The organism is Mucilaginibacter sp. (assembly GCF_025362475.1).
Lineage (GTDB): Bacteria > Bacteroidota > Bacteroidia > Sphingobacteriales > Sphingobacteriaceae > Mucilaginibacter.
The window spans coordinates 133,431-156,495 of sequence record NZ_JANYGH010000005.1; the positions used below are offsets into that span (position 1 = coordinate 133,431).

At 41.6% G+C, this 23,065-nt stretch carries 19 protein-coding genes; 11 read left to right on the plus strand and 8 right to left on the minus strand.

Features of this window, described 5'->3' with window-relative positions:
- Window positions 1-120 precede the first annotated feature (120 nt).
- The 3 genes from Q0R88_RS27145 to ilvB are packed head-to-tail and all read right to left on the minus strand — an operon-like array spanning window position 121 to window position 2,472.
- Complete coding sequence (locus Q0R88_RS27145) at window positions 121-390, minus strand: hypothetical protein (protein ID WP_366086655.1); 270 nt, start codon at window positions 388-390, stop codon at window positions 121-123.
- Complete coding sequence (gene ilvN / locus Q0R88_RS02480) at window positions 300-728, minus strand: acetolactate synthase small subunit (RefSeq protein WP_366086628.1); 429 nt, start codon at window positions 726-728, stop codon at window positions 300-302. Before ilvN ends, Q0R88_RS27145 begins: the two co-directional genes overlap by 91 nt.
- A gap of 4 nt (window positions 729-732) precedes the next feature.
- The gene (ilvB, locus tag Q0R88_RS02485) at window positions 733-2,472 is read right to left on the minus strand and encodes a biosynthetic-type acetolactate synthase large subunit (protein WP_295711821.1); all 1,740 of its coding nucleotides are present in this window, start codon (window positions 2,470-2,472) and stop codon (window positions 733-735) included.
- Between the two features lie 697 nt (window positions 2,473-3,169).
- On the opposite strand from ilvB, the gene Q0R88_RS02490 reads away from it, so the two are divergent.
- Entirely contained in the window at window positions 3,170-3,967 is a 798-nt protein-coding gene (locus Q0R88_RS02490; protein WP_295711823.1) for an AraC family transcriptional regulator, read from the plus strand.
- Window positions 3,968-4,013: 46 nt separating this feature from the next.
- Here the strand turns inward: Q0R88_RS02490 and Q0R88_RS02495 are convergent, their stop codons facing one another.
- Both Q0R88_RS02495 and mug read right to left on the minus strand, forming a co-directional pair.
- A complete protein-coding gene (locus Q0R88_RS02495; RefSeq protein WP_295711825.1) occupies window positions 4,014-5,759 on the minus strand; it encodes an MOSC and FAD-binding oxidoreductase domain-containing protein in 1,746 nt (581 codons plus the stop codon).
- 265 nt (window positions 5,760-6,024) lie between these two features.
- Window positions 6,025-6,531 (minus strand): G/U mismatch-specific DNA glycosylase, encoded by a 507-nt coding sequence (gene mug, locus Q0R88_RS02500; RefSeq protein ID WP_295711827.1) that lies wholly within the window; start codon window positions 6,529-6,531, stop codon window positions 6,025-6,027.
- A gap of 283 nt (window positions 6,532-6,814) precedes the next feature.
- On the opposite strand from mug, the gene Q0R88_RS02505 reads away from it, so the two are divergent.
- The 4 genes from Q0R88_RS02505 to Q0R88_RS02520 all read left to right on the plus strand — a co-directional run bounded on the left by Q0R88_RS02505 (window position 6,815) and on the right by Q0R88_RS02520 (window position 12,692).
- On the plus strand, window positions 6,815-7,099 hold the full coding sequence (locus Q0R88_RS02505) for a 2Fe-2S iron-sulfur cluster-binding protein (RefSeq protein ID WP_295711830.1): 285 nt from the start codon (window positions 6,815-6,817) through the stop codon (window positions 7,097-7,099).
- 307 nt (window positions 7,100-7,406) lie between these two features.
- Window positions 7,407-8,900 (plus strand): malate dehydrogenase (quinone), encoded by a 1,494-nt coding sequence (gene mqo / locus Q0R88_RS02510; protein WP_295711832.1) that lies wholly within the window; start codon window positions 7,407-7,409, stop codon window positions 8,898-8,900.
- 246 nt (window positions 8,901-9,146) lie between these two features.
- The gene (locus tag Q0R88_RS02515; RefSeq protein WP_295711833.1) at window positions 9,147-11,963 is read left to right on the plus strand and encodes a 2-oxoglutarate dehydrogenase E1 component; all 2,817 of its coding nucleotides are present in this window, start codon (window positions 9,147-9,149) and stop codon (window positions 11,961-11,963) included.
- A gap of 207 nt (window positions 11,964-12,170) precedes the next feature.
- Complete coding sequence (locus Q0R88_RS02520) at window positions 12,171-12,692, plus strand: N-acetyltransferase (protein ID WP_295711835.1); 522 nt, start codon at window positions 12,171-12,173, stop codon at window positions 12,690-12,692.
- 112 nt (window positions 12,693-12,804) lie between these two features.
- On the opposite strand, the gene Q0R88_RS02525 is transcribed toward Q0R88_RS02520, so the two are convergent.
- Genes Q0R88_RS02525 through Q0R88_RS02535 form a run of 3 tightly spaced genes read right to left on the minus strand, consistent with a single transcriptional unit; the run spans window position 12,805 to window position 16,827 of the window.
- Window positions 12,805-14,394 carry a hypothetical protein gene (locus Q0R88_RS02525; RefSeq protein WP_295711837.1) on the minus strand — a complete coding sequence of 530 codons (1,590 nt, stop codon included), beginning with the start codon at window positions 14,392-14,394 and terminating at the stop codon, window positions 12,805-12,807.
- A complete protein-coding gene (locus Q0R88_RS02530; protein WP_295711839.1) occupies window positions 14,391-15,440 on the minus strand; it encodes an HlyD family secretion protein in 1,050 nt (349 codons plus the stop codon). The genes Q0R88_RS02525 and Q0R88_RS02530 overlap by 4 nt, the downstream gene beginning before the upstream one ends.
- A 31-nt stretch (window positions 15,441-15,471) precedes the next feature.
- Window positions 15,472-16,827 (minus strand): TolC family protein, encoded by a 1,356-nt coding sequence (locus Q0R88_RS02535; RefSeq protein ID WP_295711840.1) that lies wholly within the window; start codon window positions 16,825-16,827, stop codon window positions 15,472-15,474.
- 597 nt (window positions 16,828-17,424) lie between these two features.
- Here Q0R88_RS02535 and Q0R88_RS02540 point away from each other — a divergent pair.
- The 6 genes from Q0R88_RS02540 (at window position 17,425) to Q0R88_RS02565 (ending at window position 23,048) form a co-directional block, all read left to right on the plus strand.
- Window positions 17,425-17,766, plus strand: a complete 342-nt coding sequence (locus tag Q0R88_RS02540; RefSeq protein WP_295711842.1) for a HopJ type III effector protein — start codon at window positions 17,425-17,427, stop codon at window positions 17,764-17,766.
- 117 nt (window positions 17,767-17,883) lie between these two features.
- Window positions 17,884-18,366 carry a hypothetical protein gene (locus Q0R88_RS02545; protein WP_295711843.1) on the plus strand — a complete coding sequence of 161 codons (483 nt, stop codon included), beginning with the start codon at window positions 17,884-17,886 and terminating at the stop codon, window positions 18,364-18,366.
- 267 nt (window positions 18,367-18,633) lie between these two features.
- Entirely contained in the window at window positions 18,634-19,620 is a 987-nt protein-coding gene (locus tag Q0R88_RS02550) for a DUF1080 domain-containing protein (protein ID WP_295711845.1), read from the plus strand.
- A 212-nt stretch (window positions 19,621-19,832) separates the two neighbouring features.
- Window positions 19,833-20,210, plus strand: coding sequence for a hypothetical protein (locus tag Q0R88_RS02555; protein WP_295711847.1), 378 nt, complete (start codon window positions 19,833-19,835; stop codon window positions 20,208-20,210).
- A 181-nt stretch (window positions 20,211-20,391) separates the two neighbouring features.
- Window positions 20,392-21,849: a TolC family protein gene (locus tag Q0R88_RS02560; RefSeq protein ID WP_295711849.1), complete on the plus strand. Its 1,458-nt coding sequence runs from the start codon at window positions 20,392-20,394 to the stop codon at window positions 21,847-21,849.
- Between the two features lie 17 nt (window positions 21,850-21,866).
- Window positions 21,867-23,048: an efflux RND transporter periplasmic adaptor subunit gene (locus Q0R88_RS02565; RefSeq protein ID WP_295711851.1), complete on the plus strand. Its 1,182-nt coding sequence runs from the start codon at window positions 21,867-21,869 to the stop codon at window positions 23,046-23,048.
- Window positions 23,049-23,065: the final 17 nt, after the last annotated feature.

Sequence of the window (23,065 nt, forward strand, 5' to 3'; positions counted from 1 at the left end):
TGCTGCGCTCATAAAAATGGACGCTATTCCCCGGCGGATGCCCGGAAAATTAAAACTTTAAGCTACATGATTGAATGATCTACCCCAATGACAGGGTAGATACATTCCAATCATTACTTTTTAAACAATTATCTCACCGGTTGTTACTTCATTCAAAAAGTCTTCAGGTACCATATCAGTTAATGGATCTAACTTTTCAAACTGTTTTAATTTGGTATTAAAACCATCACTGCTTTTTATAATAGCTACCCTGGCACTCCGTACAAACTCAATCAGGCCGTAGGGTTCTAAAATTGTTATTAAATTATCGGTTTCCTCTCTGTGTCCGGTGACCTGAATACTGTATAATCCTTTCGGATCACCACTACTCTTGCTCCATACCTCCGCAATAACCGTTCAACGCTTAAATGTTCTTTAATAATATTTGTTGACATTTTATACAATGCCATTTCCTGCCAGATCACTTCATCATTGGAGTGATAGTATACCTTGAGGACCTCTGTCAGTTTTTCCAGGTGACGTACAAGTTTGCCGATAACATCCTCCGTTTCTGAAATTAATATATGAAAGCGATGAATACCAGCAATCTCTGATGGAGATGTATTCAGACTTTCGATATTTATTTTCCTTCGCGTAAACATCGTGGCTATCTGAGTTAACAATCCCACGTGGTTTTCTGAGTATACAGTGATATTGAATTCCTGCTTATTTGTTTCTTCGTTTTTCATGTGATTATTTAAGCCTGATTTCACTTAAACTACATCCCTGAGCTACCATCGGAAAAACATTGTTTTCTTTTGTTACCATTACTTCCAATAAAAATGAGCCCTTGCTATTTATCATCTCATTTAAGGCTTCTGGTAATTCCTGACGATCAGATACACGCTTTCCTGCAATTCGGTAAGAGGCTGCTAAAGTCACAAAATCCGGACTTTCAAGATCCGAAAACGAATACCTGCTATCGTTAAATAACTCCTGCCACTGGCGTATCATTCCTAAAAAGCGATTATTTAAAATGATGATTTTAACATCTATCTTGTTTTGCATAATGGTGCCTAATTCCTGCAACGTCATTTGAAAGCCCCCATCCCCGGCGATTGTTATTACAGTTCTTTCGGGTGCACCATATTTTGCCCCAATTGCGGCGGGCAAAGCAAAACCCATTGTGCCTAAACCACCGCTGGTTACGTTACTGCGGGTTTTATTGAGTTTAGTATAACGACTGGCCACCATTTGATTCTGACCAACGTCTGTTACAATAACCGCTTCGCCTTTAGTAAGATCATTCAGGTGCCGTATAACTTCACCCATGGTTATTTCGGCTGAGGTAGGATTTAATTCGGGGTAGATAACTTCATTAAGTTCTTCCTGGTAGTATGCCTGGAACCTCGCCAGCCATTCAGTATGTTGCTTTTGTTCAATTAAAGCAGTCAGCATTGGCAAGGTTTCCTTGCAATCGCCCCAAACGGGTACAGTTGATTTTACATTCTTGTCAATTTCAGATGGATCAATATCAAGGTGAACTACTTTTGCCTGTTTGGCATATTTGTCTAACCGGCCTGTAACCCTGTCGTCAAAGCGCATTCCAATGGCAATTAGCACGTCGCATTCGTTGGTTAACATATTTGGTGCATAGTTGCCGTGCATACCCAGCATTCCCACGTTAAGTGGATGATCGGATGGAATTGCACCGGCGCCTAAAACGGTCCACGCGTAAGGAATACCAGACTTTTCAATGAAGTGTTTAAATTCTGCCTCAGCCTGGCCTAAAATTACACCCTGGCCTAATAGCACCATTGGCCTTTTGGCGCTATTAATCAATTCGGCGGCTTGCTCAACGTATGTAATGCGCACGGTTGGCTTTGGCCGGTAACTACGTATGTGATTACATTTAGTGTAGCCGTTATAATCAAACATTTGCAACTGCGCATTTTTGGTGATGTCAATCAACACAGGGCCCGGGCGCCCGCTGCGCGCAATGTAAAAGGCTTTAGCTAAAACAGATGGAATTTCCTTAGCATCGGTTATCTGGTAATTCCACTTGGTTATCGGCGTAGACATATTGATGATATCTGTCTCCTGAAAAGCATCGGTGCCTAAAAGGTGAGCGTAAACCTGCCCGGTTATACAAACCACCGGAGTGCTATCAATCATGGCGTCGGCAATACCTGTTACCATGTTTGTTGCGCCGGGGCCACTTGTTGCAATGGCTACTCCAACTTTTCCTGATGTGCGGGCATATCCCTGGCTGGCATGAATTGCACCTTGCTCATGCCGAACCAAAATGTGTTCAAGTTTTTCGCTATAATCGAATAGCGCATCATAAATCGCAATTGTTGCACCTCCCGGTACACCAAAAATAACGTCAACACCTTCGGCAACCAAAGCTTCTAATACAGCGACTGATCCAGATACTTGCTTTGTTTCACTTGTTGATATTTCTGTTACTCCTTTTTGTTGTGCAGTTTCCATTTTGTATGATTCTTGTACTATTTGAGTACGTGTTTATAGTTTAATCCCTATTAGAAATAGGGGGCATTCATAAATTCCTGGTTTTATTTTTATCTGAATTTGGGTGATGTGAAAACACAAGAAGCCGGCGTAAATGAGACAGCTTGCTGATCATCGGTATTATTGAATTTGTTGAGACTAACCGCCCGTTTAAGTCTTATAATATCGTCATTATCAATTGTCAACACATCACCTTTTAGACTCGGTCACTGTGCAGTTGTCTTGAAAAGGAAAGCTCGGCGCCGGTTGTTGCCAATGCCCGGTAATCTTCCTGAGATAAAATTTTTTCCGGGTCGATATTCCGGCACTTCGGGACAATAAAGATGACAGCGCTTTCATAAAGTTGCTTAAAACGTTCTGCTTTTTGACTTTGTGAGTATACTATCATTTGAAACGGTCTGTTTATGCCTTAATTTCGCTGAATTGGCCTAATCTTATCTAAGCACTTCTTTGCTTTTCAACGTTAAATACAAATTTAGACTACCCAGTTTGGTATCTCATTTCAGAAATAGTCAAAGTTTTTATGATTCCAGCCACAAGCGTAATTAGGGGGGCATGCGGGTAGTGAATTGAAATAAATAAGCAGCTGCTTTAATTGTTTTACAGCTATATGACGGGTAAATAGGGGATAATTCGGAAATTAGATGAAATAAATAAAATGAGTTTAGTAGCTTCTCTTGAGGAAATTGAATTATGCCATGATTCAATATTTGTGATGCATGAAAAATGTGAAAAGTATATTCCGTTTCATAAACATTCCAAAAATCAGTTAACTTATGTAGAAGGAGGCCTGGGATATATAAGATTCCGGGATAAACTTTTCGTGATACCTGCGCGGCATTATTTTTGGATCCCGGCCGGGGTGGAACATACCATGACGATAGGCCATTCGGCAACTAAATGCAGAACATTGTTTTTTCATACCAACGGCGACTCGCAAAATGAATTTTATACCAAAGTGGGGATCTATCCTATAAGTGATCTTCTTTTTCAAATGATCAAATTCACTGAACAATGGAATGAACATATCTTGCCAGGTGATGAACGATTTCCATTTTTACAAAGCATAAAAAACATCCTGCCGCAGGTGAGTAATCAAATTCTTTCGGTTGCTTTACCGTTTACAGAAAATGAACGAATGTTGAAAATAATGGCATATATGGAAGATAATCTTTCTGAAAGCCATACTTTGAAAAGCATAAGCATAAGGTTTGGAATTAGTGAAAGAACCTTGTCCAGATTCTTTCAATCAACCCTGAATGTTTCTTTTCTACAATATTTGAAACTACTAAGAATGGCGAAGGCGTTCCAGCTTATTGTTGCAAATGAACACTCATTAGCTGATGTAGCCTTTTTATGCGGCTACCAAAGTTTATCATCCTTTAGTAACACATTCTACCAGGTTACCAAAACCCGTCCCTCAGATCATCTTGCAGTGACGAGTTCCCTGGTTTAGTTCAAAATTAATATCTCAACTTGAAATTTCTCTTCCTGTTTTTTAATTACAAGTCAAGGTCGACGGGGCTTGTTGGAACGGAGCAACAAATCAGCACGTTTCCATCTGCCGGAGGGTCAAGAGGATCTGGCGAATAAGTAACCCCTCCATCGATAATACCCGTCTCACAACGATGACAGACGCCCATGCGGCATGACCACTGCACAGGAATGTCACAAGCCTCTGCCGCTTCCAGTAAACTGCCGAAGCGGGGATGCCACCGAAAAGATATTTTGCTTTTACTAAAGGTAACGAGCGGGCCTTGCCCGGTGTTATCTGACGGTGGGTGAGGGAGTTTTCCACCTCCGCCCACAGGTTCTGAGGAACTTCCAAATAGCTCGAATTTAATTTTTTTGTCAACTATTCCGATGTCTTTCAATGCGGCGGTGATATTATGGAGATATGTTGGCGGCCCGCACAAGTAACACTCACTTTCAACTGGAAGTTGCATCGCTTGTAATTGCTGCAAATCAAGATGACCTTTGATGTCGTAGTCAATCCCGCAAGCTTCGCCATCATTAGGAGAACTGTATACTACCACGCGGTGAAATGCGGTTAACTGCAATCCAAGGGACCTTACTTCTTCGCCGAACGCTTCATAATCTCCATTCCGGCAGGAATGGATCCACCAAAGTTCCCGAGTTGAATCCCGATGGGCGACCTGGTGCAGGATACTTAATAATGGTGTGACACCTACTCCAGCGCTCAGGAGCACTAAAGGCTCCTTACCTTCAGACAAAGTAAAGGTTCCGCGTGGTGCACTGATTTCCAAAATATCACCGTCGTGCACCTTTTCATGCATATAAATGCCGCCCGCGCCGTTAACTTCCCGCTTTACAGCAATGCGTAAACTGGGCGCGTCCTGCGGTCCGCAAAGAGAATACATACGTATCATCGGAATGCCGTCTTTTGTAGGATGTACCCGAACTGCGATGTGCTGTCCTGGTAAAAAAGCAGGCGTTGGGGAGCCGTCTTCTGCACTCAACTCAAAGGAGCGCACTCCTTCACATTCCATGCGCGTACGCTGTACAACGAAAGGCCGGAAACCTGTCCAGGCGAGCGGTTCAACGGCTTGCCCGCTCAATCCGGCATTTCCTTTAACCGAACCTTTCGAAGTAGCGTCCAGCAAATCCCTGAAAGATCCATTCCAGGCCTGGCTAAGCGCAGGAATTCTTAAAGCCCTTTGCAGTTTATCTTCCGGATGGTCCTTTAAATAAAGCAACCCGTCAATTTCAGCGACGCTCATTTTCTCATCCCCATCTGCAATCTTTTCTATCACATCCCCCGCACCAACTTCTCCTTCCTGGATCACCCGGAAATAGAACCCCGGCCGTTTGTGTTTAACAAGCAAAGCAGGCATTTCCGGAACGCCGGTACTTATGCCCACCCGCCAACAGGTAACACGGGGCTGAGTGACCTCGAAAATTGCTGAACCGATCTTAAAACGGTCACCAATGCAAACCTCATTATCGGCCATACCTACTACGGTAAGGTTTTCGCCAAATTGACCATAAACAAAGTCTTTACGTTGAAGGGTGTCGCTCCAGTACAGATATGATTCAGCCTGATAAACCATAACGGCGCGATGCTCGCCGCCATGTCCTATGAGGTCTGCCTGAGCGTCCCCGTCAAAATTGAGTTTTCTTACACGAACACGTCCGGCAACAGGCGTTTTATATACAGACGTTCTGACCATTTGGCCCCGCCACGCAATCTCTCGTGGCTGGCCTACGTTTACGGATATGACTTTCATAGTGCAGTTTATTACTCATTCCTTCCAGTTAGTCAATATTAAAAAAATCGTTTCACACGATTATGTGGTATTAGGAACCTCATACAGGCAGTCAAATACCAGAAATATCGCTACCGGAATTTATTTGGGCTACCCGATTTTCTAAATAGTTAAAAATACTTTATTAAAAGTGTAAGCGCAAAAAATATCCATTAAATCGCGCAATTCTTTTGTAATTGAAAATAGGGAGTTTTCCAATTCTATATCAATAAAATGCAGCTCGCTTTTATTGAATAGCCAGGTATAATTCCCAGTAATGAATAATAAGGTCATTAAGGGTAAATCCCCGGTTTAAGCCACTCGGGTTAGGTAGTACCCAAACTTTCGCCCCACAAAAATCTTCGGGTTGATGGCCCCATTGAATTTGCTTTTTCCCGGAAAAGGCTATGTAGGCTGGTTTGCCCAGGAACGCGATATATTTCGGTTGGAAATGCGCCATTTTGGTTTTGAATACTTCGATGGAATTGTCAAACTCGTCTCTTGAAAGTTCGTCAGCGCGGGCTGTTGCTCTTTCCACAGCAGTTGTGAGGCCATAACCGAAATCGAGGATAGTTGCGTCATTTACAGGTTCAATTTCGTTGGGTGTAAAACCGGCCTGGTGCAAAGTCTTCCAAAAACGATTGCTTCGCCCGGAAAAGTGATGACCGTCCCACGCGGATTTTAAGCCAGGATTAATCCCGCAAAAAATAACCGTTAGGTCTTTGGCAATAAGATCAGTTAACGTTGGTTGCATTGGATTGATATAAACATTCGTTGTGGAAATTCGCTGCAAAGTTAATGTGGTCTTTACATAAACTAATTACTAATCCAGTCAAAGTTTATTCGAAAGCAGACAAGTCGGCTAAATAAAAAGTATCAACCATAAAAATACCGGATGGTTTATCTTTATTGCGAAAAAAGATGGTGCCTTTATCTTTTTTGAATGAGGATGGGGTTCCAGGCTAAGAATGTATTTATTTAGCTGAAATGCCCTGAAGAACACAAATATATTGAAAACTAATCCTCCATGAGGAGCTATGATAACAGAAGAATCGACAATTATTTTTACGCTTCATTTTCAAGGTGAAGATCACATCATCCGCACCAAACGGAACGGCTACTACAGCCTGATGGTCTTGATTTCAGATGTATTACAAGTGCCCGGCTTTGGGTTATGTTGTGGTATGGGGAGCTGCGGAACCTGTTTAGTTGAAATGACCAATAAAGAAAGGAATTATAAAAGGCCGGTATTAGCCTGCTGTGTCGCCATTGATGATCAGCTTGCTAACATAGTGGTTTTGGTGCCTGACCGCGGCTATTGATAATTAGATTAAAGGCTTTACAATATCATCTCAAAGTAAGAAACCAGGGTTGGCTGGAATCATCAAATATTTGGCGTTTTAGGTACGCTACCGCGAAATATATGCACTTAACTTTGTATAAACAAAAAAGTAGAAACGGGCTGATAGCTGGAGTTAAAGATGATTGTGTTGATGGGTATTGATTTGGTTTAGAGTATATTACTGATATTTTAACTGGCTTGATACAAGCGTTACGCAAACCTAATTTAAGGGAATCTTTCTCCAGGTGTGCAAAGTAGAAGCAAGTCGTCATCTACCTATTATTTTTATGATAAATGCCAAATCTATGATCCCGCTGACAGACGTCGTTTTGATTGGCGCGGGTATTATGAGTGCTACTTTGGGCACGATGCTCAAAAATCTACAGCCTGGTCTTACAATTGATATAATTGAACGCCTGGATGAAGTTGGTGCAGAAAGCTCTGTTGCCATGAATAATGCAGGCACGGGACATTCCGCGTTTTGCGAACTGAACTATACCCCCCAACAAACAGACGGATCGGTGGATATAACAAAGGCAATCAAAATTGCCGAACAATTTGAAATCTCAAAGCAATTCTGGTCGTTTCTGATAGAAAGTGGATTAATAAATTCGCCCGAAGAATTTATCAGGAAAGTGCCGCATATGAGTTTTGTTTGGGGTTCAAACAATGTAAATTTCCTGAAGGCCCGCTACGATGCCTTGACCGGGCATCATTTTTTTAATAAAATGAAGTATTGCGAAGATCCTGCTCTTTTAAAGGAATGGATACCGCTTGTTATGGGCGGCCGTGATAATAATGAGAAAGTTGCTGCTACTAAGATGGATCTGGGAACGGATATAAATTTCGGAGCCCTTACCAATAATTTAATCGAATCTTTAACGGAACAAAACGGCGTTAAATTGAGTTTGAATAGCGAGGTTACAGAAATTGAACGCCGTAATGCTAATTGGCTCATCACCGTTAAGGATTTAAAGACCGGAGCTAATAAACTTTTCCTAAGTAAATTTGTTTTCATCGGTGCGGGAGGCGGTTCTCTGCCGCTGTTGCAAAAATCCGGCATTCCTGAAAGTAAGGGCTTCGGTGGATTTCCCGTTAGTGGTGAGTGGTTGGTTTGTGATAATCCTTCAGTAATTCAGCAACACACAGTGAAGGTGTATGGTAAGGCTGAAGTAGGTTCTCCGCCGATGTCGGTGCCTCATTTGGATAGCAGGCTTATCAACGGCCAACGCAAATTGCTATTTGGTCCATACGCTGGATTCTCTACTAAATTTCTCAAAAAAGGCTCGTTCCTGGATTTATTTAAATCAATAAAATGGAATAATATATACCCGTTAGTGAGGGCGGGCCTGGATAATATTCCACTGACAAGGTACCTCATCAATCAGGTAAAACAATCTCCCGATGACCGCCTTCAGGCGCTAAAAAATTATTATCCGGAGGCAAAGTTGACAGATTGGAAGCTTGAAGTTGCCGGCCAGCGTGTTCAGGTAATTAAAAAGCACCCCACGCACGGTGGTGTTCTGGAATTTGGTACAGAAGTCGTCGTGTCCCGGGATGGGAGTATCGCAGCTTTGTTGGGTGCTTCGCCCGGTGCTTCAACTTCGGTTTCCATTATGCTTGATCTTATTGAACGCTGTTTTACATCCCAGGTGCAAAGCGAAGCCTGGCAAATGAAATTAAAAAATATGATACCATCCTACGGGAAAAATTTGGCGCAGGATGCAGAGCTGGCAGGAAAAATACGGTTATACACTACCGAAGTGTTAGGCATTGGTTAGGGTTATAATTCGCGATAATTCCTTAAACAAAATCATCCGCGATGAGGTTGTGAAATTGATGATATATAGTATTATCACCTCAAAACCGACCTGCACCATTCTTCCTGCTAATCTAATTGCATTAAAAGAGTTGCGACTTCTCTTTGGCTTGAATTATCGAAACTTTCGCGATTCAAGTAAAGTGTGAACTTTAAAGCCGCTATATTTTGTATATCTAAAAATTAGTATTTCTAATTGTACGTAATCATGGAACATTTAACATACGTTAATAACGGGAACGCAGCCTATATAAATTCCCTCTACGAAGCATATCAGCAAGACGCGGAATCAGTAGAATTTGGCTGGCAAAAATTTTTTGAAGGGTTTGAGTTTGGTGCCATTTCAGAGGTCCCGGCAACAGCTCAAACCGTAAATAATAGCAGCGGTCTCTCAGAGAAATTTTTAAAAGAGGTTAATGTGCTCAACATGATAAACGGCTATCGGGTGCGGGGGCATTTATTTGCAAAAACAAATCCCGTAAGAGAGCGCAGGCAGTATTATCCGGGAAAAGATCTTGAAACATTCGGATTAAGTAATGCGGATCTTGAAACTGTATTTCAGGCAGGGGCTGAAGTTGGATTAGGGGCTGCGAAACTTAAAGATATCCGTGAACTTTTGGAACAAACCTATTGCCGGTCAATAGGAGCGGAGTATAAGTATATCGGGAATCCTATAAAGGTGAAATGGTTTGAAGACCGTATGGAAAAAGTTAGGAATACGCCGGGTTTTTCCATAGATGAAAAGAAAAGGATACTCAATAAACTAAATGAAGCTGTTGTTTTTGAAACATTTCTGGGGACAAAATTTTTAGGGCAGAAACGCTTCTCGCTCGAAGGGGCCGAGTCATTGATTCCTGCGATGGACCTCGTGATTGAAAAAGGGGCGGATCTGGGGCTGGAAGAGTTTATTATTGGCATGGGGCACAGGGGAAGGTTAAATGTCCTCGCCAATATTATGGGAAAACCTTATAAAGAAATCTTTGCCGAGTTTCAGGGTAAAACGCAGGATAGTGACGATAACCTGAGCGGCGATGTTAAATATCATTTAGGCTACTCCAATGACGTAACCACGTTGAATGGTAAGAATGTGCACCTGAGTCTCTGCCCAAATCCTTCCCATCTGGAAGCTGTGGATGGAGTTGTGGAGGGATTAACCCGTTCAAAATTAGATTTTAAATATGATGGTGATTACACTAAGATAGCGCCCATATTACTCCATGGCGATGCGTCTCTGGCTGGTCAAGGGGTTGTATATGAAGTGCTGCAGATGGAAAAGCTGGAAGGGTACCGTACCGGTGGAACTATTCATCTCGTTATTAACAACCAGGTAGGTTTTACCACCGATTATAAAGATGGCCGCTCAAGTACGTATTGCACAGATCTCGCCAAAATTGTTTTGTCTCCGGTATTTCATGTCAACGGAGACGATGCGGAGGCCCTGGCATATGTAATACAAATGGCCGTGGAATATCGCCAGACATTTCATGAGGATGTTTTTATTGATATAGTAAGTTATCGCAAATACGGGCATAACGAATCTGACGAGCCGAAGTTTACACAGCCGCTTTTATATAAGGCAATAGAGGCTCATCTTAACCCTAAGGAAATTTATGTTGAGAAGCTCGTTGCCGAAGGGAGCGTATCCTCAGAATATGCCGCCGAAATTGATAAATCACTAAAAGCCAAATTGCAGGGTTATTTGGATGAAGCAAAAACGGAAGAAAGTATAAAGGTTACTAAACCCATGTTCCTTGGCGCATGGCAGGGAATGCGGAAAGCGAAGGCATCGGATTTTGACCTACCGGTTGATACCACAATATCTGAAGATAAACTCCTGAAAATTAGCAATGATATCACCTCACTGCCTGCGGGAAAAGAATTTATGAAAAAGGTGGAAAAGCTTTTTGACGACAGGAAACATCTGGTGAACGACACAAAGATATTAGACTGGGCCATGGGGGAATTACTTGCCTACGGATCACTCTTGACAGAAAATTTCCCTGTTCGATTGAGCGGCGAGGATGTTAAAAGAGGTACATTTTCTCAGCGCCATGCTGTAGCTACCGTGGTAGATTCGGACGAAGAATATGTTCCTTTGAATTCATTGGGTACTACCTCGAAATTTGAAATATATAATTCCCTTTTGTCCGAATATGGTGTCCTCGGATTTGAATATGGTTATGCCCTAGCTAATCCTAATGCCTTGGTTTTGTGGGAAGCACAATACGGTGATTTTCTGAACACCGCCCAGGTTATTGTTGACCAATATGTAGCAAGCGCCGAAACGAAATGGCAGCGCGGTAACGGACTTGTTATGTTACTGCCCCATGGTTATGAGGGCGCGGGCCCGGAACATTCTTCAGCAAGGATTGAGCGAATGATGGACCTGTGTGCCGATAATAATATCCAGGTAGTGAACTGTACCACCCCCGCCAATTTCTTTCATGCATTGCGCAGGCAGGTACACCGCGATTTTCGGATCCCGCTGATTGTTTTTACGCCAAAAAGTTTGTTACGCCATCCCCGTTGTGTTTCGCCCATTATTGACTTTACACAAGGTAAGTTTCATGAACTTATTGATGATGCCTATGTAACAAGTAACGATGTTAAAAGGGTGCTTTTTTGTTCCGGAAAAATCTATTACGATCTACTTGAAAAACAACAAAAGGATAAACGTACAGATGTAGCTATCGTACGGATTGAACAGCTATATCCTACGCCATTTAAGCAAATTCAAAAGATTAAGGATAAATATGCGTTAGCCCAGGATTTTATTTGGGTGCAGGAAGAACCGGAAAATATGGGGGCATGGCCATATATGTGCCGCAAGTTTCGTAATAGCGATATCTCGCTGGATGTTATTTCAAGGGTAGAGAGCAGCAGTACTGCTACGGGCTTCGGAAAACTGCATACCGCGCAGCAAATGGAAGTTATTAGTCGCGCTTTCCAGGCAAATGCCGGTGAATCCATCGAAAAGATGATCAATAATACAAGGGAAAAGATGATTGAAACAACCGCAGATTAAGCGATGTTTTACTCTTGGGTGCCTTTGTTTGTTAAATGAAGAATAAGATACAACAGGCAGAAAGTAATTCATGGGAAGTTATATGGTATTCAGGCACAAAAGCCGAAAAGATTGACGGCTAAAAATCTGAAAAGTGTATTAATACCGGTTTAGTAGCGTTAGATATTACGTTACCTAACGGGTTAAAAAAATTTAAATAAAATTAAAATGGCAACTAAAATCGTAACAAAATTCACCATCGGAACTGAAGAGGGCATTAATGCTTTGTTTTTTCTGACTGCGGCAACCGCAAGAGAGCAGTTTGCCGGAAAGATTCCTGATCAGGAACTTGAGGATTACATCGATGTAAATTTTAATAAAGATGCACTGATGGTGGAACTAAATAGTATGTCCAATCAGTACTTGATCGTTTATGCAGATGATGAACCTGCCGGCTATGCCAGGGTAACATCCAAAGGAGAAAGACCGCACTTTTTTGATAACAAAACTTTAGTAAGAATAGCTGATTTTGGGGTATTAGCTAAGTATAACGACCCTTTAATTAGTAAATCGCTATTTGAAAAATGCCTTTCGATATCAACTATGCAGCAAGTGATTTGGATGAGCGAACACGAAAATAATCCTTATTTGGATTTTTTCGAAAGCTATGGATTCAAACGAAACGTTGATATCACTGCTCCGCATGAATTGTCACTCCAGCCTGTTTATCTTGTTAAAGAGAAGGCTTGAATTTAAGCGTGCAATTCAGGGGACATTAATCTTGCCGCATAAAGCTTGATCCTTGCAATCAGAATGATTGGTCAATTGTAATAAATAATAGTATTATCTCACTCCCCTTATATTAAACCGCAAGGTTCATCTGGTTCCTTTTAGTATATGTTTGATATATAAATACCAGCACTACCAGTACCAGTATTATTGCTACTATTATCGCAATAAACATGAAAGAGGCCCGGTTGGTTAAGAGCTGGCTTTGGATGGCTAACGCTTTGGCTAATGATATATTAGCGGCTGCAGCCGCCTGATCGGCACTAAATCCTTTTGACAGGAATAGCTGTTTGAAAGCTGCCAGTCTTTCAGATACCTGCAGGTCAACACCCGTTAAGTGGTTTAAAAAACTTTCTTTATATAGCTGGTTGTAGTAAAGCTGGATGTTATAAAAACCTGCACCTGCATTAAGTAAGGAAGCAAAACGGGTAAAAGCGGCAGCTGCAAGCCCGGTTACACCGGCTGTAACAGGTATTGAACTCAATGTAAATATCATAATAGGCACAAATAACAATCCTGAAGCTGCGCCCTGGAAAAACATTGGCAACACCAGATCTAAAAATGATAAGTCGGGTGTAAATATAAAGTACATCCATAACTGGTATAATAGTAACATGCCAAAACCAGCCATTAAAAAATACATAGCCGTATTTTTGTGACGCACCAGAATGACTGCCGAAATTACCATGAATATTATCAAGCCTGCAATATTACTTAAACCCAGTAAGGCCACTTCAATTGGACTCCATTGCAATACAGAAGCAGTATAACCAAAAATGATATTTATAGTTTCTTTTGATCCATAGTATATGGCAAGGAGTATTAACCCTATCCAAAAATTTCTATATTTAAAAACAGTGATATCGGCATGTGGCCTTTTTACTATCGATTCGCGTACAAGGTAAGCTATGGAGGCTATTACTGTAATAAAAGCAGAAAGATTAATTCGAGGGTCCGAAAACCAATAGTACTTTGACCCGTAAATAATGGTGTAAGCAAAAGCTACTGCACCGGTAATAAAAAACACCACACCTGTCCAGTCTATTTGATATAAAGGGTAAGGTTTAATATTGGATTTTGCGTTCAATACTACTCTTATCAAAATTAAAACAAACACCTGGAATATGATGAGGTAATTATATATGATTTTAAAATCGGCATTGAGTGATATATTGGCAGCCACAATGCCAATTAGCACACTGCTGCTTAACACTGTACCATAAAAAACGGTTGGCCCTACAGCCTGGCGATATTCTGGTTTTAAAAAGTTGGGGATTAAAACCAATATACTACCCGAGAGTATACAGATCATGACACCTTGTAAAAACCTGATGATAAAAAACAGGGGGATATTGGTAGTATACATACAAACAATGCTGAGTATGATACCAATAAATATATTTATAGTAAGATAATTTCTTATTTCAAAGAACCTTAAAAACCTGAATTGCACAGGCAACGTTACTATAATGCCTATATAAGTTAATTGTATGGCAAAAGTGATATCTTCTGGTTGTGCTCCTAAGTAAGCGATGACATAATTTTGGCTAAGGCCGAGTGCTGCAAACTGTACCACTCCTGAAAGCAGTATAATAAACAATACGATGATAACCCCAAGGTTCCAGTTGGCCAGCCAGGGCTTAAAATAGGTTGGCGTGTTCATATTGTTTTCTTTTTAACAGACACTAAAACGTTCATACCCGCTTTTATAGGTGTTACATTGGTATCTATAAATCTGATTTTTACGGGCACGCGCTGAACAATTTTTACAAAGTTGCCAGTAGCATTATCAGGAGGCAGTAGGGAGAATTTTGCGCCCGTTGATGCGGAGATGGCTTCAATTTCACCTTTATAAACTTTATCATCAATAGCATCAATCCTTATTTCAACCGGCTGCCCTACGTACATGCCGTATACTTGTGTTTCCTTAAAGTTGGCTGTAACCCATTTATCTTTTTCATTTACTATGGATACCAGCGGCTGTCCGGGCTGTATCTGCTGGCCTTCCAATATAGTTTTACGCCCTAAACGACCAGCATAAGGAGCAGTGATGATCGTATAATCTAAATTTATACGTGCAAGCTCCAGCTCAGCTGTCTTTCTTTTTAAGTCTGCAGCCAGCAGGGATTTACGCGATTGTAATTCGGTTATTTTAGCATAACTGGTTTTAAGGTTGTTTTGAGTGGCACTATAATCGCTTAAAGAAACGTCATAGCGTGATTGAACAGATTCCAGATCGGCGCCGGTAATGGCTTCTTCTTTCATCAGGGTTTTATAGCGTTTAATATCTTTTTGCTGCAATACAAGGCGAGCCATTGCGCCGGCTATCTGATCCTTATTCACCAATGTACTTGTTTGTGCCGATGCTATGCTTGCGGTTAGCACACCAAGTTGCGCATGAGCATCATCTACTGCGGCTTCGGCTTCTATTACACGCTGACGGTATTCCCTGGCGTCCAATACTACCAGGGTATCGCCTGCTTTAACTAACTGGTGTTCATTGAAGCGAACGCTTTTAATAAAGCCGCCTACTCTTGCAGATACCGGATTGATGTATGATTCTACCTGGGCATCATTCGTCTCGAGATACCTGCTCCCAGTTAAAAAATAATTGATAAAGTATACAACGGCTGCAATCACAACTAATAAAGCCAGTATGGATAAAATTAAATTTCCCGGATGACGCTTTTTATTTGCTGAAGTTTCCATGACATATAATTTTGTTGGGATTGGTGAGTTTTTACAAGTTTCCTGATGTATATAATAGCCTGTAATAAATAAACTGTGCGTTGGTTTGTGCCTGTACCAGGTTATAGCGTGTTTCTTCGTATAAATTGTCGGCATCAAGCAGGTCGGTAAGTAAGGCCAGCTGATTAAAATACTTGGCGCTTACTATTTTATAATTAACCCTTGCCTGTTCTATTGATTTTTCGGTTACGATAATGCGGTTAAGCGCTTCCTTGTATTTTATGAGCAAGCTCGCGGCCTCCTGGCGTACGTTATCGTTGATGTTCTGCTTAATATATTGCAGCTCTTGCAACCTGATACGGCTCGCGGCTTTTTTGTACTTGTTTTGGTAAGTGGATGATATATTGTACTGAACCCGCACTCCTACAAAACCAATTGAGTAAGCCTGGTCAACAGGAGGGTAGAATATATTATTAGGATAATTGATGCCGTAAGCAGAATATAATGACAAGGTAGGAAAAAAGCCACTTTTTACCTCCCTGATCCTGGCATCCTGAATTTTGATATTCTCATTGGCTTTGAGTATGGCGTAGGCATCTTTTGAGGCGCCCAATACTATGGGTATTAAGCTTTCGGTAGCCGGCTTTGGCATAGCAGCCGAATCCAGGGGAACTACTTTAGTAGAGTCGGATAAACTGAGCAATACGTTTAATTTTTGATTGGCTATTTCCAAATCATTTTCAGCTTGTTCAAGGTTGAGCTTTACGGCCGATAAATTCAGTTCGGCACGCAACACGTCACTCCGGGTTACTTTTTGGTTGTTATATAAGGCTGTGATATTTCTTAAACGGGTTTCGGCGCGAACCACCTGTTCTTTGATAAATCTCTTCTGGTCATTTAACCTTACCATATCAAGGTATTGAGATACCACCTGCAAACCAACATTGCCGGTTTGTTCCTGTGTATTTACAGTCGCGAGGTCTTTTTTGCCACTTTGCTCAGCTTCGTAGGCTTTTTGACGGCCGCCAGCATAAAGATTAAAATTAGCGGATAAACTTGCATCGGCTCCATTGGAGGTTGGGTATTTGGGTACAGATTTAGCGGGGTTAAGTCCGTGATATAAAGTAAGACTTGTATAACGCTGATAATTAGCACCGGCAAAAATGGATGGAAACGCATTATTCTTCGCATCCTTCAGATCGGAATAACTGGCGCTTTCTTCACTTTGAGCGGCTTTAACCAAATTATTATTACTTTTTGAGATATTGATAGCCTGTTGTAATGAAAGCGGGTAAACATTACCAGAGTCGGTTTTTACCTGGGCATTTGAAGCAAGTTGCAAAGCAAAAATCAGTAAAAAAGAAATTCCTGTTAGCTTCATAATAAGCTTAATAGTAATTATTCTCATGACGTTGTTATTAAATGGCATTGGCTGTTGTTTTCCGGTTTATAGATAAACAGCTTATTTCTTTAATATCTCGTACAATTAACGTCTGATCTGATTTAAGTCTGGGGGCGCTTTACCAGGGAGACGGTAACTGTTCCATTTTTGAGTTTACTACCACAATTGAGGGTCACAAGTCTTGATCCATTCCTTATACCCGGAACGTTTAACGCGGATTCTGAGCCATTCCTGTGGTGCAACGGATCTGGTTTATTTCTCACGTTTGCAAAAAAAGTGGCACATTAGTTACATCGTATATTTATTGCTCCGCTTATATAAAATGAAATCTGTGTTTTAGTTTTTAGTATTGAACAATTTAAGGAAAAATTACTGTATCCCAGGCTTAAAGAAGAAAATTATTACGGGCAACAAGCTTTTTGATTTAAAATTGGCCAGGAAACTTTTTAGCACATTGGCGATTTGTTAAAAGGTTTCAGGGTAATGAAGATCAAAAGTATCACTGTTAATATTCAAGGACTCTGGAAATTCCTGGTAAATCGAAAACATTAGGTTTATGGAGAATTGGCTTTTTAATTTTATTTTCGACAAAAAAAATGCTAAATGGAAGAACAACTGCTTAATGTAATTAAAGCCCTGAAAGAAAATTCAATGATGTTTAATGAAGTTATTGGGTTTATAGACACTTACTACCAACATCAACCTACGGCATTTAATAATGGTAATGTTTATAATGAGGCCACGCAAAATCAAGGCAGCGCAAAGGTTTTCACTTTCGCCCAACTTCATCACTTAAGTGCAGCAGATACCCTTTACTTATTTGCAGAACATTACCGGGCGGTATTGGCTCATCCCCAGGCAACGGATCATCAAAATATCAGGCAGTTTATGGCTCATGGATGGCCGGGGGTAGTTTTTGAAGGCGAGGCTTTGGTTAGAAAATAATAAAACAGACTGATTTTCAAAAATACTGCCGGTTGGCGTTAAACCTGGCTTTGAAATACTACTAAATAGATCCTGAATCTATTTAGTAGTAAAGGAGATATTGCTAAATTAGCGGTAATGACAGACCTGAACGAATATGAATGCGAAATGCTGGATACCCTGCTGGAGGCCTTTGGCATACCAGACAGCCTTACGCGTGTGCAATTGCTGGCACTTTTTGATCAGGATGAAGCCTCTGCCTTTGCCATGGTACAGGCGTTGACTAGGGAAGGGCTGATTGCGGAATCGGGCAAACATGGGGATTATGAACTTCCTGAGAAACTCATTTTAAAGCCTAAGGGAGAAAAATTCCTCAAAGAAGGTGGCTTTACCCGGCGCTACCAGTTAGCGCAGCAAAAGCCGGTTGAAGTTGGTGGTACACTCGCCAAATTGCAGCAACAGAACCTTCGGCTGCAAAATGAAAAGCTGGCTAACCAAACGGAGATCAGCAATCTTCAGAAAAAGATCAATGCCCTGCAAACACGGCAATATATCTACTGGGCGCTGCTCCTTATCGTATTGATCATTGGGTACTTCATAGGTCACGCCGATAAAAACTAAAACCAGTCGTGCTGGTCATTTGCCGGGCTGGCAAAGCAAAGTGCCCAAACTTCTAAACGGCGCAAGCCTAAACAGAACAAATATGTGTCGAGCTGTTTGCTGATTTACCAGCAATCCTAACGTGAATTTTTAATGTCAGTGGGATATAGGTCATAGAAAGTACTAATCAGATAATTTTTTAGATAAAGAAAAATAAAAAAAGTACCTTTCAATCTGTCATCGCAAGTGTATATGAGAGTTTGGAACAAAAAAATGTTAAAATAAAATATGAAAAACTTATCAATGTTCAGCAACAAGGCAATTTGCCGTTTTTTTCAGATTCAAATTGTCCTGTTCTTATTTGTTTTTTCTGTAATTAAGGTATCAGCTCGTGAAACAGAACCAACGAAAGACCCCGATGTGATTGGCCGGTGGGATCTCACTATCAGCAAAGCTGGTAAAAGTTTACCTTCCTGGTTAGAGGTGCAAAAATCAGGTACCCATACGCTGATTGGGCGTTTTGTGTATGCTTTTGGAAGCGCACGCCCTATTTCAGAAGTTAAGCCTAATGATGGTAAATATAGTTTTTCTATTCCTCCGCAATGGGAAGAAGGGAACAGGAACATGGATTTTCAATTTGAAGTTAGCGGCGATAAAATCAAAGGCACCATGGTTTATACAGATGGCGTGACCTATGAATTCACTGGCGTCCGTGCGCCACTACTTATCAGGTCTAAAAGCCCGGTTTGGGGTGCGCCAGTGAAATTGTTTAATGGAAAAGATGTTAAGGGGTGGCATACCGACGGCAAGAATCAATGGATTGCGGAGGGTGGGATTTTGAGAAGCCCTCATTCGGGAGCTAACCTGATAACAGATAGAAATTTTACTGATTTTAAATTACATATTGAATTTAGGTACCCGCAGGGAAGCAACAGCGGCGTTTACCTAAGGGGCCGGTATGAATTACAGATCATCGATACAAAAAGTGGCGACCCTGAGCCTATCAATAACCAGTTCAGCTCAATCTATGGTTTCCTGCCGCCAAATAAAATGATGGCGAAAAATCCGGGTGAGTGGCAATATTATGATATTACATTGGTTGGCAGAATGATAACCATTATAGCTAACGGAAAAACTGTAATCTGTGATCAGGTAATCCCCGGCATAACCGGCGGGGCGATAAACAGCCAGGAAGGCGAGCCCGGCCCGATATTGATCCAGGGAGATCATGGGCCGATTGATTACAGGAATATTGTAATAACAACGGCGAAGTAACGAAATGATTGGAATAACGTTTGCATAGCTGGAATTATGGAAACGTTATTTCAAATTTCACTACCTGTCAAAAACGCCTCAGGATTTGAACCCTACGGTACTTTCTACATGTACATCGTTACCAACACGAGGCCCAAATAATGTATCCAAATCATTACAAAACATTTTAGCGCGATGGACTATTTTTGCATTAGTTAAATCACGCAACTAAAGTGAAAAGGTATAAGCAAACCATACAGCAATATATAGTACTATCGCTTTTAGTGATATACCAGGTTATTGGTTTGGTTCATATTGCTTACCTCCCGCGACAAAATGATGCGAGGGCCCCGCACTCGTCATCTGCAATAGATTTTCTTCATAAAAACAGTAATAGCAACTTACCGCGGGTTCAGTTTCAAAGAAGCTTTTATTCTTTTGAAAGTAGAAAGGATTTAACAACCCCGACCAAGATCCTGGTCCTGTTTTTCGCGTTCCTGCTTATTGGGGGCGCAGCTTTGATCCCTGCAAAAAGGCCGGATGGCACTTTGGCTGCGGTATATTCCCATACGCCCTCTTCTTATCTCAACCTGCGCACGCTCAGGATTTGAGTTTACTCGTCTTTTGAATTTGCTGATCGGTTACTTAACGGCTTCAGTAAATGTCGCGTCGATCTCATTGCCTTTTACCGGCCATTAGATTCTCGAGGCTCTCAAATTTCATTTTCTTCTTAAAAATTTTAATCAGAATGACTGTTAAACGTCATTTATCATAACATCAACCTGTTTTGCCATGACGCGCATACCAATAAATATTTATGGCTTAAGTCCGTTTTTATTTGCAGGCTTACTTTCTTTATCATTAACCGCTGCCGCGCAAAATAATAAGAAGAAGCAATTTCCTGTACCTGAAAATGTACCCGACACCAGTACGGTCGGTTTCCCCATAATGCCTAACGCTACCGATGCAGGAAAAAACGGCGGGGAGTATTTAACACTCAAACAATGTATTGATTACGCTTTGGTACATCAGCCGGCTTTAAACAAAGCCCTGATCAATGTAGATATTGCTCACACTACCAACAGCATCAATCTAGCAGCCTGGTTGCCGCAGGTTAACGCCAATGGCAATGTTGTACACTATATACAGCAGTCTAATGCAAATATTTCTACCAATACCGGCTCAACCACGGGTAACGGCTCTACTAATACGGTTCGTAGCAGCTTCACCAATACTTTTATCCCGGAGCTGGCAGTATCGCAGGCCATTTTAAGCCCCAGTCTTTTGTATGCGGCCAAAAGTGCGCCCTTATTAGTAAAACAGGCGCAGCAAGTTACCGACAGCATCAAAATATACCTGGTTTCGGCGGTGAGCAAATCGTTTTATAATGTGTTGCTAACCCTGCAGCAAATCAATGTTTTAAAGGAAGATACCGCCCGGCTTGGCAAAAACCTGCGCGATACCTATCACCAATACAAAGGTGGTATTGTTGACGAAACCGATTACCTACAGGCCACTATTACCCTCAATAATTCTGCAGCCCAGTTAAAGCAGGCCAATGAAAATATCATCCCTCAATACGTGGCATTAAAGCAGCTAATGGGCTACGAACCTGAAAAAGATTTTAATGTAAGTATCGATACCGCCCAAATGATGGCCGATATCCAAATTGATACCACCCGGCAACTACAATATGAAAAGCGCATTGAGTACCGCCAGGTTGAAACCCGGAAGGATTTGCAGCAACAGCTTACCAATTATTACAAGTATGCTTACCTGCCAACGGTGTCTGGGTTTTTTAATTACAGCTTGCAATATGCTAATAACAATTTTTCAAACCTGCTATCAAAATCGTACCCCAGCTCCATTGTAGGTGTATCGCTTAGCATCCCCATATTTACGGGTTTTGCGCGGGTGCATAATGTACACAAATCGCAATTACAGGAGCAAATGATCCATTGGGATGAGGTCGACCTAAAATCGCAACTGTATAAGGAATATACCACGGGGCTGGCCGGTTACAAAAGTAACCTGTTCAGTTTTAATGTTCAACGCAAAAATGTGGCTATGGCCCGGCGTGTTTACTTCGTTGTAAACCTGCAATACAAGCAGGGCATAGTAGCTTATCTTAACGTGATCACTGCGGAATCAAACCTGATCACGGCCGAAATCAATTACACTAACTCGCTTTTCCAACTGCTATCAAGCAAAATTGACCTGGAGAAAGCGATGGGAGATATCACCTATTAATACTAAAAACAAACTCCATGAAGCGCGTATTTTTAAATACCATTTTTATAAGTATCGTAATTTTTGCCGCCTGCAAAAAAAAGCAACCGCCCGAAAATAACGAAGTACCCGTAAACCTGTATAAGGTGAAAGCACAACGGGTTTTGTATTATGATAAGTACCCATCTACAACGGCGGCCCTTAGCCAGGTAACCTTGCTACCTCAAGTACAAGGAGCTATTACAGGCATATTTTTTACCGAGGGAACCGAGGTGAAAAAAGGGCAAAAGTTATATGAAATTGACAGGCGGATTTACCAGGACAGTTATGATGCCGCTGTAGCCAATCGTAAAGTTACTGAAGGCACCCTTTTGCAAGCCCAGCAGGATGCCGACCGCTATGAGTATCTGAATAAATATAACGCTGTGGCCAAGCAGCTTTATGACCATGCCATCATCACCCTTGATAATGCTAAAAGCCAGGTAAAATCGGCAGATCAGGCTGTGAAAACCGCTAAGACCAATTTAAACTACGCGGAGGTATACGCCCCCTTTGATGGTACTATTGGCTTCAGCCAGGTAAAATTGGGTAATGTGGTTACAGCAGGAACTACCGTGCTAAATACCATATCAACTAATGACCCAATGGCTGTTGATTTTGTGATCAACGAAAAGCAGTTGCCCAAATTTGAACGCATGCAGCAAAGCAAGCATGAGCCAACCGATTCGCTTTTTACCATTTTACTGGCAGATAACTCGCTATACCCTGTGAACGGTAAAATAGCGGTTATTGATAGGGCAGTAAACTCACAAACGGGAGCGATCACTATAAGGCTGGTGTTCCCTAATCCTAAAGGGATGTTAAGGGTAGGCATGAGTTGCGTAGTACGGGTACACAACCAGGAGCCGGGGCCGCAAATAGTGGTGCCGGGCAAAGCGGTTGTTGAGCAAATGGGCGAATACTTTGTGTACACCGCCAAAGATAGCCTGGTGAATAACCCTAAAGCCGGCGCCGATTCTGCCAAAAACAAGATCAAAAAACTGGTGGCATTTCAGAAAAAGGTACAGGTTGGCGAAACCATTGGCCCCAACATGATCATCAAAAGTGGTATCGACGATGGTGAACGTGTTATTGTTGACGGCGTGCAGTTGCTGCACGATGGCTCAAAAATAACCACTGCCAATAAGGTAGGGCCATCTGCCGGTGGTAAAGCCCGTTAGTGGTAACGTTAAAACAC

Coding starts and splice junctions, on each gene's coding strand:
- ilvN (WP_366086628.1), bottom strand. CDS start 728: ATGAAAAACGAAGAAACAAATAAGCAGGAATTCAATATCACTGTATAC.
- ilvB (WP_295711821.1), bottom strand. CDS start 2,472: ATGGAAACTGCACAACAAAAAGGAGTAACAGAAATATCAACAAGTGAA.
- Q0R88_RS02490 (WP_295711823.1), top strand. CDS start 3,170: ATGAGTTTAGTAGCTTCTCTTGAGGAAATTGAATTATGCCATGATTCA.
- Q0R88_RS02495 (WP_295711825.1), bottom strand. CDS start 5,759: ATGAAAGTCATATCCGTAAACGTAGGCCAGCCACGAGAGATTGCGTGG.
- mug (WP_295711827.1), bottom strand. CDS start 6,531: ATGCAACCAACGTTAACTGATCTTATTGCCAAAGACCTAACGGTTATT.
- Q0R88_RS02505 (WP_295711830.1), top strand. CDS start 6,815: ATGATAACAGAAGAATCGACAATTATTTTTACGCTTCATTTTCAAGGT.
- mqo (WP_295711832.1), top strand. CDS start 7,407: ATGATAAATGCCAAATCTATGATCCCGCTGACAGACGTCGTTTTGATT.
- Q0R88_RS02515 (WP_295711833.1), top strand. CDS start 9,147: ATGGAACATTTAACATACGTTAATAACGGGAACGCAGCCTATATAAAT.
- Q0R88_RS02520 (WP_295711835.1), top strand. CDS start 12,171: ATGGCAACTAAAATCGTAACAAAATTCACCATCGGAACTGAAGAGGGC.
- Q0R88_RS02525 (WP_295711837.1), bottom strand. CDS start 14,394: ATGAACACGCCAACCTATTTTAAGCCCTGGCTGGCCAACTGGAACCTT.
- Q0R88_RS02530 (WP_295711839.1), bottom strand. CDS start 15,440: ATGGAAACTTCAGCAAATAAAAAGCGTCATCCGGGAAATTTAATTTTA.
- Q0R88_RS02535 (WP_295711840.1), bottom strand. CDS start 16,827: ATGAGAATAATTACTATTAAGCTTATTATGAAGCTAACAGGAATTTCT.
- Q0R88_RS02540 (WP_295711842.1), top strand. CDS start 17,425: ATGGAAGAACAACTGCTTAATGTAATTAAAGCCCTGAAAGAAAATTCA.
- Q0R88_RS02545 (WP_295711843.1), top strand. CDS start 17,884: ATGACAGACCTGAACGAATATGAATGCGAAATGCTGGATACCCTGCTG.
- Q0R88_RS02550 (WP_295711845.1), top strand. CDS start 18,634: ATGAAAAACTTATCAATGTTCAGCAACAAGGCAATTTGCCGTTTTTTT.
- Q0R88_RS02560 (WP_295711849.1), top strand. CDS start 20,392: ATGACGCGCATACCAATAAATATTTATGGCTTAAGTCCGTTTTTATTT.
- Q0R88_RS02565 (WP_295711851.1), top strand. CDS start 21,867: ATGAAGCGCGTATTTTTAAATACCATTTTTATAAGTATCGTAATTTTT.